Annotated in this window: 14 protein-coding genes; 4 read left to right on the forward strand and 10 right to left on the reverse strand. The window is 67.2% G+C overall.

Translation table 11 applies throughout. From position 1 onward, the window contains the following. Positions 1-73: 73 nt before the first annotated feature. The 4 genes from DV707_RS10250 to DV707_RS10265 all read right to left on the reverse strand — a co-directional run bounded on the left by DV707_RS10250 (position 74) and on the right by DV707_RS10265 (position 3574). Positions 74-289, reverse strand: coding sequence for a DUF7520 family protein (locus tag DV707_RS10250; protein ID WP_170216864.1), 216 nt, complete (start codon positions 287-289; stop codon positions 74-76). Positions 290-760: 471 nt separating this feature from the next. Then, the gene (locus DV707_RS10255) at positions 761-2512 is read right to left on the reverse strand and encodes a cbb3-type cytochrome c oxidase subunit I (RefSeq protein ID WP_103991994.1); all 1752 of its coding nucleotides are present in this window, start codon (positions 2510-2512) and stop codon (positions 761-763) included. A 213-nt stretch (positions 2513-2725) separates the two neighbouring features. Continuing rightward, positions 2726-3139, reverse strand: a complete 414-nt coding sequence (locus DV707_RS10260) for a DUF6684 family protein (protein WP_103991791.1) — start codon at positions 3137-3139, stop codon at positions 2726-2728. Between the two features lie 69 nt (positions 3140-3208). Then, a complete protein-coding gene (locus DV707_RS10265; RefSeq protein WP_103991790.1) occupies positions 3209-3574 on the reverse strand; it encodes a DUF7541 family protein in 366 nt (121 codons plus the stop codon). A gap of 151 nt (positions 3575-3725) precedes the next feature. Between DV707_RS10265 and DV707_RS10270 the strand changes: the two genes are divergently transcribed. The 4 genes from DV707_RS10270 to artA all read left to right on the forward strand — a co-directional run bounded on the left by DV707_RS10270 (position 3726) and on the right by artA (position 7391). Further along, complete coding sequence (locus DV707_RS10270; protein WP_136361851.1) at positions 3726-4838, forward strand: OBG GTPase family GTP-binding protein; 1113 nt, start codon at positions 3726-3728, stop codon at positions 4836-4838. Continuing rightward, positions 4819-5505, forward strand: coding sequence for a TIGR04206 family protein (locus tag DV707_RS19260; RefSeq protein ID WP_327328802.1), 687 nt, complete (start codon positions 4819-4821; stop codon positions 5503-5505). Before DV707_RS10270 ends, DV707_RS19260 begins: the two co-directional genes overlap by 20 nt. A 76-nt stretch (positions 5506-5581) precedes the next feature. After that, a complete protein-coding gene (locus DV707_RS10280) occupies positions 5582-6346 on the forward strand; it encodes a VOC family protein (protein WP_103991788.1) in 765 nt (254 codons plus the stop codon). Between the two features lie 121 nt (positions 6347-6467). Continuing rightward, positions 6468-7391: an archaeosortase A gene (artA, locus tag DV707_RS10285; RefSeq protein ID WP_103991787.1), complete on the forward strand. Its 924-nt coding sequence runs from the start codon at positions 6468-6470 to the stop codon at positions 7389-7391. Positions 7392-7427: 36 nt separating this feature from the next. Here artA and dph5 read toward each other — a convergent pair whose 3' ends face one another. The 6 genes from dph5 to DV707_RS10315 form a co-directional block, all read right to left on the reverse strand. Continuing rightward, positions 7428-8207 (reverse strand): diphthine synthase, encoded by a 780-nt coding sequence (gene dph5 / locus DV707_RS10290; RefSeq protein WP_103991786.1) that lies wholly within the window; start codon positions 8205-8207, stop codon positions 7428-7430. 72 nt (positions 8208-8279) lie between these two features. Further along, the gene (locus tag DV707_RS10295; RefSeq protein ID WP_103991785.1) at positions 8280-8498 is read right to left on the reverse strand and encodes a hypothetical protein; all 219 of its coding nucleotides are present in this window, start codon (positions 8496-8498) and stop codon (positions 8280-8282) included. A 128-nt stretch (positions 8499-8626) separates the two neighbouring features. Beyond that, positions 8627-9202, reverse strand: coding sequence for a DUF998 domain-containing protein (locus DV707_RS10300; RefSeq protein WP_103991784.1), 576 nt, complete (start codon positions 9200-9202; stop codon positions 8627-8629). A 36-nt stretch (positions 9203-9238) separates the two neighbouring features. Beyond that, complete coding sequence (locus DV707_RS10305) at positions 9239-10099, reverse strand: cytochrome c oxidase subunit 3 (RefSeq protein WP_103991783.1); 861 nt, start codon at positions 10097-10099, stop codon at positions 9239-9241. A 150-nt stretch (positions 10100-10249) separates the two neighbouring features. Next, on the reverse strand, positions 10250-11326 hold the full coding sequence (locus tag DV707_RS10310; RefSeq protein WP_103991782.1) for a phytoene/squalene synthase family protein: 1077 nt from the start codon (positions 11324-11326) through the stop codon (positions 10250-10252). Between the two features lie 449 nt (positions 11327-11775). Further along, positions 11776-12069, reverse strand: a complete 294-nt coding sequence (locus tag DV707_RS10315; protein WP_103991992.1) for a helix-turn-helix transcriptional regulator — start codon at positions 12067-12069, stop codon at positions 11776-11778. Between the last annotated feature and the right edge of the window lie 30 nt (positions 12070-12099).

Below are 12099 nucleotides of genomic sequence, written 5' to 3' on the forward strand. Positions count from 1 at the left end.
GGATAAAAAGGGTCGCCGAGACGGTCATCGTCGGACCGGTGACCGAGCGCGAAGCGATGCCGCCCGTCGCCGATCACGCCGGATCGTCGATCCGCCGCGACACGAGGACGACGAGCGCGAGCGGCACGCCGAGGACGAGCGCGAGCGTCAGCCCGCCGTAGGCGGCGAAGCCGAGCGGCGTCGGCGGGAAGGGAACGAGAAAGAGAAACCGCGGCGGTTCGAGCCCCTCGACGAACGTCGCGATCAGGAACCCCGCCGTCGCGGTGACGAGGACGAGAAGGACGTACAGGCCGACGACGAGGCGCGGTCCCGCGAGCCCCGGCCGCGAGCCCTCCGGTCGCCGGTCGTCGTCCTCGGTGGGGTCTGTCGTCTCGCTCACGTCCTCTCTGTGGTTCGGACGCGGTTAAGCCGCCCGCTCTTCGGTCGGGCGACCGACGCACCTTTGAGCACACACCACCAACGGAGCGTATGAGCGATACAGACCTGCTGGGCGTCGTTCTGGGCGCGATCGCGATCCTGATGTTCGCCACCGGCCTCTTTCTCGCGGTCTGATGCCGTCGGACGCAAGTCCGTGAGGCGTTCCGGCATCCCGGAGTGCGAAGAACCGACACAGTTACGTCCGCGGTGTGAGTCCGTCGATAGTCCCCGACGGCCGAACCCGCCGGCGCCCGTCGTCGACTGCCCGGGCGCTGGTCGGTGACACGAACTCGAAGGAAAACGATCCGTCGGAGAACTGTCGAGACGAGGCGTTCGACCCGACTTACGCGTCGGACGCGGTGTCGTCAGCGTCGTCGACGTGACCGCCGTCCGTCAGCGCGGTGTCGTCGTCCGCCTCGCCGCCGTCGGCGATCGCCGTCTGCTGTTTCTGGTCGAACCAGTCCCACTCGGCGGTGTAGAGGCCGGACTGACGGAGGTTCCACGGGTCGCCGCCGTCGATCTCCGGACCTTCGAGCCACGACTGGACAAAGTTCCAGACGAAGATGATCTGTCCGACGAGCAGGAGCAGCGCGCCGACCGTCGCGACCTGGTGCAGCGTCGCGAACTGCGGGAGGAACGTCGCGTACCGGCGCGGCATCCCGCCGTAGCCGAGCAGGATCATCGCGAAGAACGTGATGTTCGTCCCGATCATCGACAGCCAGAAGTGCGCCTTCCCGAGGGTCTTCTGGTACATCCGACCGGTGTACAGCGGGAACCAGTAGTAGAGTCCCGAGAAGCCGGCGAAGGCGATCGCGCCCATCACGACGTAGTGGAAGTGCCCGACGACGTAGTAGGTGTCGTGGAGCACGAGGTCGACCGGAATCGACGCGAGGAAGACGCCGGTGACGCCGCCGATGATGAAGTTCGAGACGAAGCCGACAGAGAACAGCATCGGCGTCGTGAGCCGGACCCGGCCGTTCCACATCGTCGTGATCCAGTTGAACGTCTTCACCGCGCTCGGTATCGCGATCGCGAGCGAGACGGCCATGAACGAGGCGCGCAGGCGCGGGTCCATCCCCGTCGCGAACATGTGGTGCGCCCAGACGCCGAAGGAGAGCACGCCGATCGCGAGCGTGGAGTAGACGACGAACTTGAACCCGAAGAGCCGACGCCCCGAGAAGCGCGGAATCACGTAGCTGACGATCCCCATCGGCGGCAGCACGAGGATGTACACCTCGGGGTGGCCGAAGAACCAGAACAGGTGTTGCCAGAGGATCGCGCCGCCCTCGCCGGAGAAGAACGTCGTTCCGAAGTTGCGGTCGAAGAGCAGCATCACGATCGCGCTGCCCAGGAGCGGGAACGCGAACAGGATGAGCCCCGACTGGGTGAGGATCGTCCACGAGAAGATGTCGAGGTTCGCCCACGAGACGTCCTCGCCGCGTTCGGTGAAGATGGTCGCGATGAAGTTGATCGCCCCCATCGTCGCGGAGACGCCCGAGAGGTGCAGCCCCAGGAGCATCAGGTCGACGCCGGCGTTGGCCTGGTTACCCGCCCCGGCGCCGGTCGAAAGCGGCGTGTACATCGTCCAGGCGGTCTGCGCCGGGATGACGTCCGGTAGCGGGAAGAAGCCCGCCCAGATGAGCAGCGCCGCGGGCGGCAGCAGCCAGAACGCGATGGCGTTGATCCGCGGGAACGCCATGTCGTCCGCGCCGATGAGAAGCGGGACGAGGTAGTTCGAGAACGCCGCGATGATCGGCGTCCCGAAGAGGAAGAGCATCGTGATGCCGTGACTCGTCAGAAGCGAGTTGTAGAACGTGTTCGAGATGAGCGACATCCCGGGATCGATGAGTTCGATCCGCATCACGACGACCATCAGGCCGCCGACGGCGAACGCGATGAGTCCGTAGGCACCGTAGAGGATGCCGATGTCCTTGTGGTCGACCGTCGTCAGCCACCGGATGACGCCGGACGGTTTCTCTTCGGAACCGTAGCTGTCCTTCTGCCCGAAGGCGCCGCCACCCGCGACGGGGGTGTACGAGCGCCAGTTTTCGACCCGCGCGAGCCACGCGGCGACGGCGACGAGGAAGAGCCCCATAAGCACCGTCAGTGCGAGCTGTCCGTTGACCTCCATAGGCAACTCTGAGGAACGAAAGGTAATGAAAGGTTCGGGACGATCCGACCGGATCCGTCGACCGCAATCGGGCGATAGAATCCTCTACGCTCGACTTCACTGGTGGGAAGTCCGTCGGGACGGTGCCGAAGATCGTTCGGCGAAAAGGTTTTATTTTACGACCGGACTCGGCGAGGGTCAGGCGTCCTCGTCGTCGCCGTCGGCCTCGGCGTTGCCTTCGGCGTCTTGGACATCGTCGGCATCTTCGGTGTCGTCTTCGACTGCCGGCGTCTCCTCGGCTTCGGGGTCGATCGCCGCCGGTCCGTGGTCCTCTTCGAGCGGTTTGGCGCCTCTGACACCGGCCTGCCCGGGGAGATACACCTCACCCGACTGTTCGCTGCCGGCGACCGCCCGGCCCGCGAAGTACGTGAGGATCGCGAGCAGCACGAACGGAACGGCCAGCAGTCCGAACTGGATCGCCGACGCGAGCGGGTCGATGCCGAACGGGGCGATCACCGCGAACGCGACGACGAAGAACGCGATGATGAACAGGGGGACGACGTTGACCGTGAGGTCCAAGAGCGTGTCCCGATCGAAGATCTTGTTCGCCATACCTGCCCGTTCCGGCGGAGAATCAAATAGGTTGTTGGTTCGCGGCCGCGGCGCCCGAGAGATGTCCCGTCAGTACGTCGGGCCGCGGTCGGGACTGAACAGGATGCCGGCGACGCCGGCTGCGACGAGGATGACGGCGGCGGCGACGATCGCCAACCCTCGGTTCGGGAGGCCGATGCGGGTGAACATGAACGACAGGCCCAGCACCGCGAGCGGCGCGGCGACGCCGATCAGTCCGCGCCACGGCGTCCGCGCGTACCCCGACTCGGTCGCCATCCCGGCGACGCTCCCGCCGAAGAGGAGGAGCCCGCCGACGGCGATCGGGAACAGGCTGAAGAGGATGCCGAGCTCCGCGATCGGGATGCCGAGCGCGATGAACAGCGGCCACGGACTCGCCATTCGATACTGCTCCGAGAGCCCCGGTTCTGCGTCCATTGTCGGCTCTACGTCCCGAGAGCTACAAAGGGCTTCGATTTTTCGGCCCGTTCGGCCGTCGCCCCGGCCGCGGGAGCGACGGTCCCACGCGACGGACGGGCCCGCTCGGAAAGAACACCTTTTTCGACGCAGATAGCCGAACGGTAACACGATGGGACTGGAGGAAGAGATCGAAGAGATCCGCGAGGAGATCGCCGAGACGCCGTACAACAAGTCGACCGAGGCGCACATCGGCCGACTGAAGGCGAAGCTCGCGGAGAAGAAAGAGAAACTCGAAAACCAGTCCGGAAGCGGCGGCGGTCACGGCTACGCGGTCGAGAAGACGGGCGATGCGACCGTCGCCCTCGTCGGGTTCCCGAGCGTCGGCAAGTCGACGCTGATCAACGCGCTCACCAACGCCGACAGCGAGGTCGGCGAGTACGAGTTCACGACCCTCGACGTCAACCCGGGGATGCTGAAGTACAACGGTGCGAACATCCAGATCCTCGACGTCCCGGGGCTCATCGAGGGCGCGGCGGGCGGCCGCGGCGGCGGCAAGGAGGTCCTCTCCGTCGTCCGGACCGCCGATCTCGTCGTCTTCCTCCTCTCGGTGTTCGAGATCGAACGCTACGAGCGCCTGAGTCAGGAGCTGTACAACAACAAGATCCGCCTCGACACGTCGCCGCCGAACGTCACCATCTCCAAGCGCGGGAAGGGCGGCATCCAGGTGACGACCGCCGACGACGTCGACCTCGACGAGGACACGATCGCCGGCGTCCTCCGCGAGCACGGCTACGTCAACGCCGACGTGACCGTCCGCGGCGACATCACGATCGACGAGCTCATCGACGGCATCATGGACAACCGCGTCTACCTGCCGTCGATCGTCGCCGTCAACAAGGCGGACCTCATCGACCGCGACTACCTGCCGACCGTCGAGGAGGACCTCCGGGAGGTCGGCGTCGACCCCGAGGACGCCGTCTTCATCAGCGCCGAGGCCGAGAAGGGCCTCGACGCGCTGAAAGAGGAACTCTGGGACGCGCTGGGGCTCATCCGGGTGTACATGGACAAGCCCGGCCGCGGCGTCGACTACGACGAGCCGCTGGTGCTGATGGAGGGCGAGAACACCGTCGACGACGCGCTCCGCAAACTCGGCGGGACCCTCGACGAGCGGTTCCGGTTCGCCCGCGTCACGGGTCCGAGCGCGAAGCACGACGAACAGCAGGTCGGCCGCGACCACGAACTACAGGACGAGGACATCCTCCGTGTCGTCTCGCGGAAGTGACGCCGTCGCCGACACCGTAACTGACGGTACCGTCCCCGCCGCCGGTAGAACGGATAGTATCGTCCCCGCCGCCGATAGAACGGGTGGTATCGTCCCCGCCGCCGATAGAACGGATGGTATCGTCGCTGCCGACGACGCCGACGGAACCGACAGGGAGGCCGCGACCACCGCGACGGGGGGCGTCGCCGACGACTCCCGTGTCGCCCGCGTCGCTCCCGGATCGCGTTCGACCGCCGGAACCGTTCTCCTGCTGCTCGCGCTGCTTTTCGTCCCCTGGTCGGTGCAGGTGTTCTCCGGACGCGACGCGACGTTCCTGTTCGCCTGGGGGCTGCTCAACACGGATCCGCCGTCGGTGACGACGCTCTATGAGTTCCTCTTCGTGTACACGCGCGGGCTGCCGGGGTACATCCTCGCGTGGCCGCTCTCGACCGTGCTGTACGCCCTCGCGCTTGCGAGCGCCGTCTCGGGCTGGCTGGTCGGGCGGGAGGACCCGCGCGTCACCGGCGGCCTGTTGGCGGTGGCGGCGGTCGCCCAACTGCAACTGGCGTGGGGGTTCGCGGTCCAGCCGACCCGCACGGCGTGGCCGGTCGGATCGGTCGCGTTGGTCGCTGTCGCGTGGTGGTGCTACTGGCCGGCGGTTCGCGCGTCGGTCGCTCCGGAGGCCTGACCCGACTCCCGGTTCGGGGCCCGTACCCGTCCGCGCTTCAGCACCCTTTTTGATCGCGGCGACCGATCCCTCGGGTATGTCCGGAGTACTCGACCACGTGATGATGCGCGTCGAAGACCTCGAGGAGTCGCTCGAGTGGTACACGACGCACCTGAACTACGAGGAGAAGGGCCGCTGGGAGGCCGACACGTTCACGAACGTCTACCTCGGCCCCGAGGAGATGCACGAGGAGGGCGCGATGCTCGAACTCACCTACAACCACGACGACCGGACCTACGAGATGGGCGACGCGTGGGGCCACATCGCCGTCCGCGTCCCCGAGGGCGAACTCGAAGAGCACTACCAACGGCTGATGGACGAGGGCGTCGAGGACTACCGCGACCCCGAGTCCTGCGGCGGTCGCTACGCGTTCGTCGAGGACCCCGACGGCCACGAGGTCGAGATCGTCCAGCGGGATCCCGACCTGCCGACGTGGAGCCTCGATCACACGATGATCCGCGTCGAGGACGCCGACGAGGCGATCGGCTTCTGGACCCGGAAGTTCGAGTACGAACACGACGGCCGCTGGGAGTCCGACACTTTCGCGAACTACTTCATGAAGCCCGAGGGCGCCTCCGACGCCGCGATGACCGTCGAACTCACGTACAACTACGACGGCCGCTCGTACACGATGGGCGACGCGTGGGGCCACCTCTGCGTGCGCGCGGACGACCTCCACGACTACTGGGAGACGCTGATGGAGCGCGAGGCCGAGGACTACCGCGACCCCGCCTCCTGCGACGATCGCTACGCGTTCACGACGGATCAGGACGGCCACGAGATCGAAGTCCTGGAACCCTGAGGCGGCCGCAGACCGCAGCCCTCGACCCGTCGCGTCGCGGCTGGCGTGTCGCTGACGCGGTCTGTCGACGGAGACACACGGAACGACAAGGGATTTATTCGTCAACTGCGTTCTCACACCTATGCCCGGCCCCCTCTCCGACGCGCTCGCGTGGGTCGTCATCCTGACGTTCGCCGTCGGAGCGCTCTCTGCGGAGCGAAACGAACGGCTCGCGCGCTACGCCACGGTCGCCGCGTGGGTCGGCTTCGCGGTCTTCTGGCTGCAACTGGTCCCGCACTTCGCGTTCGTCCACAAGAGCTACGTCGAGGGCATCCTCTCGATCGCCGCCGTTCCCGCCTCGCTGTACACCGGCTACCTGCTGTGGGGCGGCCGCGACTCGCTTTTCGTCCTCTCGCGAGCGGTCGCCGCGATGGGGATCATCTACCTCCCGTTCGAGACGATTCCGGCGTTCACGCTCTTCGGACTCGCCGTTCCCGCGCCGCGCGGCGTGCTGATGGAGACCGTCGCCGACCAGACGGCGTTCCTGGTGAACGCACTCGGCTACCACCCGGAGATGATCGTCGGCGATCAGGGGTATCACAACACGTTCCTCTTCTTCGACGGCGACCACCGACTGACCGTCGCCGTCGTGCTCGCGTGCACGGGACTGGGAAGCATCGCCATCTTCGCCGGCCTGATCGCCGCGGTGAAGGCCCCGCTCCGCCGGAAACTCCGCGCGATGGCCATCGCCGTGCCGATCATCTACGCGCTGAACCTGCTGCGGACGACGTTCATCACCATCGCCTTCGGCGAGCAGTATATGCAGTGGTTCGTCGACGAGGTTCTCCTGCTTTTCGGCTCCTCTGACCCCTATATGGTCTCGTTTTTCATCTCCGATCGGATCATCAGCCAGTTGCTCGCGGTCGTCGTTCTGGTCGGGATCACCTACCTCGTGGTCCGGGAACTGCCGGAGCTGCTGACGGTCATCGAGGACGTGCTCTTCCTCGTGACCGGCGACGAGTACGACCTGGAATCCGAACTCGGGCTGAACCGGCCGGGCGCCTGAGCCCGCGGTGTCGGTCCGACCCGGCCGGAGTCGAACTCACCGCTCGTTTTCGGCCAGCGCGTCCGCGGGTGCGCCGCCGAGCGTCGCGAGCGCGTCGGATTCGAGATGGTGGAGGTCGCCGGGGACGACGAGCAGGTGCAGCGGATCGCCGAAATCCCGTTCGGCCAGCGCGGAGAGTCGGTCGGCCGCGACGGTGGGGTCCGGACTCCCCGCGCGAGCGACGGCGACGCCGAGGACGTCTTGCCAGTCCTCGGCGAGCATCTCCGCCGCGACGTCGGCGGTCATATACTCGCCGCGGTCGGCCTTGATATCGAGGTAGACGACGGTGTGTAGGCCGCGCTCGCGGTTGGCCTCGATGGAATCGACGACGCTCTGTGGAACGCCGTCAGCCCCGTGCGCGTAGGGGAACGGCAGGGTGACGGCCTTCCCGAAGCGGTAGTTCTGGAGGCCGGTGAGTCCGCTGGCTGCCGTCTGGGCCGTGACGCCGTGGACGACCCGCGTCTCGATGCCGCGCTCGATCGCGCGGAGTCGGAGGTCGACGTGGGTCGTCGAGATCATCGTGTCGCCGGCGGTCAGGAAGGCGACGTCCTCGTCCTCGGCGGCGTCGAGGATCTCTTCGGGGTGCTGTTCGACGCCCGCGCGGTCGCGCACCTCGACGTCGATTCCGTGCGCGTCCGAGAGGTCCTCGACGGTCGCGCCGACGAGGTGACTCGTGTAGAACTCCGCGAACGCGCGGTCGGCGTCGGCGAGCGCGTCGCGACCTTCGACGGTGATCGAGCGCTCGTCGTAGAGGCCGAGACCGATGAACGTGAGCATAGGGGCTCTGGGCGGCCGGTGCGTAAAAGCGGCCTGAAAGCCGTCCCCAGAGGCGGGACCGGACTGCGGGCGCTATTCGGCGTCGAGCAGTCCGAGGTCGTCGGCGACGGCGTCCGCCAGCGCGTCGGCGAGGACGGGGTCCACCTGGGCGATCTCCTCGCCGTCGTGACGGTGGTCGTTGTGGGTGTCGATCGACTCACGGAGTTCCGACAGCGGCACTCGCGAGGTCGTCCCGCAGTCCTCACAGACGATCGGGACTGTCGGCTCGTCGTCGGTCTCCTCGTCGGTCATACCCGACAGTCGGACGACAGCTGTGAAAACTGGTCCGGTTTCCGCGGGCTGCCGTCGAAAGCAGCGCGACGAGCGGGCCGGTGTGAGCGCTTTTCGGGCCCGACGCCACGAGAAGGCGGCGTGAGCGCTCACCGACGGTCGCGACGCCACCACGACTGTGAAGGCGGCGCGAGCGCCAGCAGCCACGCGCCGAACATCACGACGCCGCCGAGTTCCGGCAGGGCGAAGCCGTCGCCGGGGCGGATCCCGTACGACCACAGTATCCATCCGGCGACGTGCCCGGCCGCGAGCATAAGGCTCACGCGACCGGTCGGAGACGCGCGCCGCCGCCAACCGTCGAGCGTCACTGTCGCCGTGGCGAGCAGGAAGAAGGCGATCGCAGCGGGGAAGTGCGGCTCCGTCCCGGCCGGAAAGACGCCGACGAGCGCCATCGCGAGCAGCGAGAGCGCGTAACCGACGGCGAGAGGGGACGAATGCGGGCGCAGCGCGAGCGCGTACGCGAGTCCGAGCGCGGCGCCGCCGACGAGGCCGCCGTTGAAAAGCAGCGCGACGAGCGGGTCGGCGGCGACCCCGAGGTCAGAGAGGGCGCTCTCGGTCCACGAGAAGGTCGGCGAGAGAAGCGTCGCTGCCAGCACGGTCGAACTCGTGAAGACCGCTCCGACCGGTCCGGCGAGGCGCGCGGCGGGCGAGTCTCCGGCCGTCATCGAATCACCGCGAGAAACGGAACCGGTTCGCCGCAGCTACGCGCCGACTTCCGCGCCGACGTAGAGGACGACGACGAGGAACACCCAGACGACGTCGACGAAGTGCCAGTACATCGACGCCGTGCTGACGGAGACGTGCCGTTCGGCCGAGTACTGACCGAAGAGCGCCCGGACGAAGACGATGCCGAGGAGTACCGCACCGAGGCTGACGTGGAGTCCGTGCAACCCGGTGAGGCCGAAGAACGCCGAGGCGAAGAAGCCCGACGTCAGCGTGAAGCCCTCGTGGATGATGAACTCGTAGTACTCGTAGATCTGTCCGCCGATGAAGACCACGCCGAGGAGCAGCGTCACGGCGAGACCCCCGACGAACTTCGCGCGGTCGTCGTTCCGGATCGCGACGTGCGCGTAGTGCAGCGTGATCGACGAGAGGATCAGGATGAGCGTGTTGCCGATGACGAGCGACGTCGTCAGGTTCGGCACGCCGACGAAGATCGAGCCCCAGTCGCCGGCGCGGATGTAGAAGTAGTAGCCGAACAGCGCGCCGAACGTCGCCAGTTCAGAGCCGAGGAACGCGAGCATCCCCCAGCGGAGTTTGTTCGCGCTCTTGGCGTCGGCGTCGCGCTCCCAGAACTTGATCACGAACGCGTGATACACCCAGCCGTACAGTCCGACCAAGAAGATGCCGATCGTGACGACGAGCGCGGCGGGCCCGGCGATCGGGCTGACGATCGCGCCGTCGCCGCGTCCGAGGATGTACAGCGCGGCCGCGACGTAGACCCCCGCCGCACCGAGTGCGGTGACGAACGGCCACCAACTCGCCTCACCGAACCCACGGGGCCAGTCCTCCACCGCGGGGAGGTGATGTCCGTGGTCGTCGTGTGCTTCTTCGGTACCCATAGGCGTCCGTTTCGATCCGACGACTAAAAAGCCTCCCAAAACACGCGGCCGACGGGGGGCGTCCGACCCGGCCGGTCGGGCCGACGGACGGCTCCCACCTGATCACGCCGAACGGACGGACGACCATCCGCTCACCCCCGCCGACCCGTCTCAGTCGGCGTTCGAGGGCGACGCGTGATACGGACCCGCGGCGACCTCCCGGCGGAGTTCCTCTAAGGAGTCGCGGCTGCCGCCGTCCCGCATCTCGGTGACGACCGCGAGCACCTCCTGTCTGGAAATCTTCACGCCCTTCGCGGAGAGCGCGTCTTCCGGCCGCGAGAGCAGTTCCCGGAGGGTCCCGACGGCGAGGAGGAACGGGATGGCCCACGCCTCGAGGGTGTTGCCGTCGCGGAGCGGCACCGTCTCCAGGTACGTCTGTGCGTCGTCGAGGAACGACCCGGCGAACTCGGCCGTTCGGCGCACGACCGACGCGGCGTTCTCCTCGTGTTCGTCCTCGATGATCTCCTCCTGGGGGACGCCGGCGTCGCGGAGCCACTCCGCCGGGAGGTACACGTTGTCCTCGGCGGTGTAGTCGTCGTAGACGTCCTTCGAGATGTTGACGAGTTGCAGGAGCAGCCCGAACTCCTCGGCGGTGTCGTACAGCCGGCGACGGCGGTCGGCCGCGACGTCGTGGCGCGTCACGAGGTTCGTGATGAGGTTGCCGACCGTCCCCGCGGCGTAGTAACAGTACTCCTCTAACTCGCTACGGGTCTGGATCCGGAGCCCGCCGCGGTCGTCGTAGCGCTCGACGAACTCGGCCATCCCCTGAACCAGCTCTCTCGCCGGCGGGACGACGGCGTGCTGGACGTCCTCCGGGAGGCTCTGGAAGGTCTGCAGCACTCGTGGCGAATCGCGCACGACCGCCCAGTCGTCGGTCATCTCCTCCTCAGCGGGGAGGTGTGGCTCGACCTCGCTCGCGAACCGCTCGGCGCCGGTGTCGTCGTCGGGATCGAGGACGGCGTCGTACGTGCGGAGCAGTTCGGCCTGGTCGGTCGGAGGGATGTGCGAGGCGTCTTCGACGGTGTCCGCGATCCGGCAGACGAGATACCCGAGACAGATGTACGAGGACATCGGTTCGTCGAGCACGTCCACCGTGAGCGCGAAGGTACGAGAAACCCCCTGGACCGATTCGTGACACCACTGGAGATCGGCTTGGTCGACTCGGGGGCGTTCATCCTGCTGAGACATTCGGAGTGTCAGCCCCTACGAAGGGCGGGATAAAAAGCTTCGTGGGGTGGATCGGTCGTGGCGGTGACTCGTCCGACGAGAGGACGGACGGACTGTCCGACTTCGGACCGGTCGTCTGCGGTTCCGGCGTGGGTTTATATACGATCGAGCGGCCACCGTCCCCGTGACGTAGAAGCCACCCCGCGCTGCTCCGCGGTCGTTCGGCACGTCAGCGCGGGAATCCGGGTGCGACCTCACGAGGTGTGCCGACTGTTCGCCCAGCACTCTCGGACGCTTCCGCACGGTTCCGTGAGCGACCCGCCGAACCGATCGCGGCGTCGGAGTGTCCACCGAAGAGGTCGGAGGTTCCCCCTACGTGACGTCGTCAGCGATGCAGTAACCCGTTTACGACGTTCTCACGGCTGTCTAAGACGTTCTCACACCTGTCCACGACGCTCGCTCTCCTCGCGTCAACCGTCGACGTCGCGTCCGTCCAGTCGCGCGGTGAGCCACGCGTGGTGTGACTCGACGCCCCGGACGCCGGCCTCGGTGAGTCGGTAGACGTCGTGGATCCCCTCGGTCTCGCAGGCGACCAGACCGCGGTCGACGAGCGCGTCGAGGCTCCCGTAGAACGACTGCGGGTCGAGCCGGGTCTCGTAGTGTCGTTCGAGCGCCGTCTTGAGCTTCTGTCCGCGGAGTTCACCCGCCTCGTAGAGCAGCGCGCACAGGTCCCGTCGTCGACCGCTCTGGAGCCACCGCGACATCGTCGGAACGACGGTCCGGCCGGTGACGTC

Origin of the sequence: Halobellus limi (genome assembly GCF_004799685.1) — an archaeon.
GTDB classification, from domain to species: Archaea; Halobacteriota; Halobacteria; order Halobacteriales; family Haloferacaceae; genus Haloquadratum; species Haloquadratum limi.

Coding starts and splice junctions, on each gene's coding strand:
- DV707_RS10255 (WP_103991994.1), bottom strand. CDS start 2,512: ATGGGGCTCTTCCTCGTCGCCGTCGCCGCGTGGCTCGCGCGGGTCGAA.
- DV707_RS10260 (WP_103991791.1), bottom strand. CDS start 3,139: ATGGCGAACAAGATCTTCGATCGGGACACGCTCTTGGACCTCACGGTC.
- DV707_RS10265 (WP_103991790.1), bottom strand. CDS start 3,574: ATGGACGCAGAACCGGGGCTCTCGGAGCAGTATCGAATGGCGAGTCCG.
- DV707_RS10270 (WP_136361851.1), top strand. CDS start 3,726: ATGGGACTGGAGGAAGAGATCGAAGAGATCCGCGAGGAGATCGCCGAG.
- DV707_RS10280 (WP_103991788.1), top strand. CDS start 5,582: ATGTCCGGAGTACTCGACCACGTGATGATGCGCGTCGAAGACCTCGAG.
- artA (WP_103991787.1), top strand. CDS start 6,468: ATGCCCGGCCCCCTCTCCGACGCGCTCGCGTGGGTCGTCATCCTGACG.
- dph5 (WP_103991786.1), bottom strand. CDS start 8,207: ATGCTCACGTTCATCGGTCTCGGCCTCTACGACGAGCGCTCGATCACC.
- DV707_RS10295 (WP_103991785.1), bottom strand. CDS start 8,498: ATGACCGACGAGGAGACCGACGACGAGCCGACAGTCCCGATCGTCTGT.
- DV707_RS10300 (WP_103991784.1), bottom strand. CDS start 9,202: ATGACGGCCGGAGACTCGCCCGCCGCGCGCCTCGCCGGACCGGTCGGA.
- DV707_RS10305 (WP_103991783.1), bottom strand. CDS start 10,099: ATGGGTACCGAAGAAGCACACGACGACCACGGACATCACCTCCCCGCG.
- DV707_RS10310 (WP_103991782.1), bottom strand. CDS start 11,326: ATGTCTCAGCAGGATGAACGCCCCCGAGTCGACCAAGCCGATCTCCAG.
- DV707_RS10315 (WP_103991992.1), bottom strand. CDS start 12,069: ATGTCGCGGTGGCTCCAGAGCGGTCGACGACGGGACCTGTGCGCGCTG.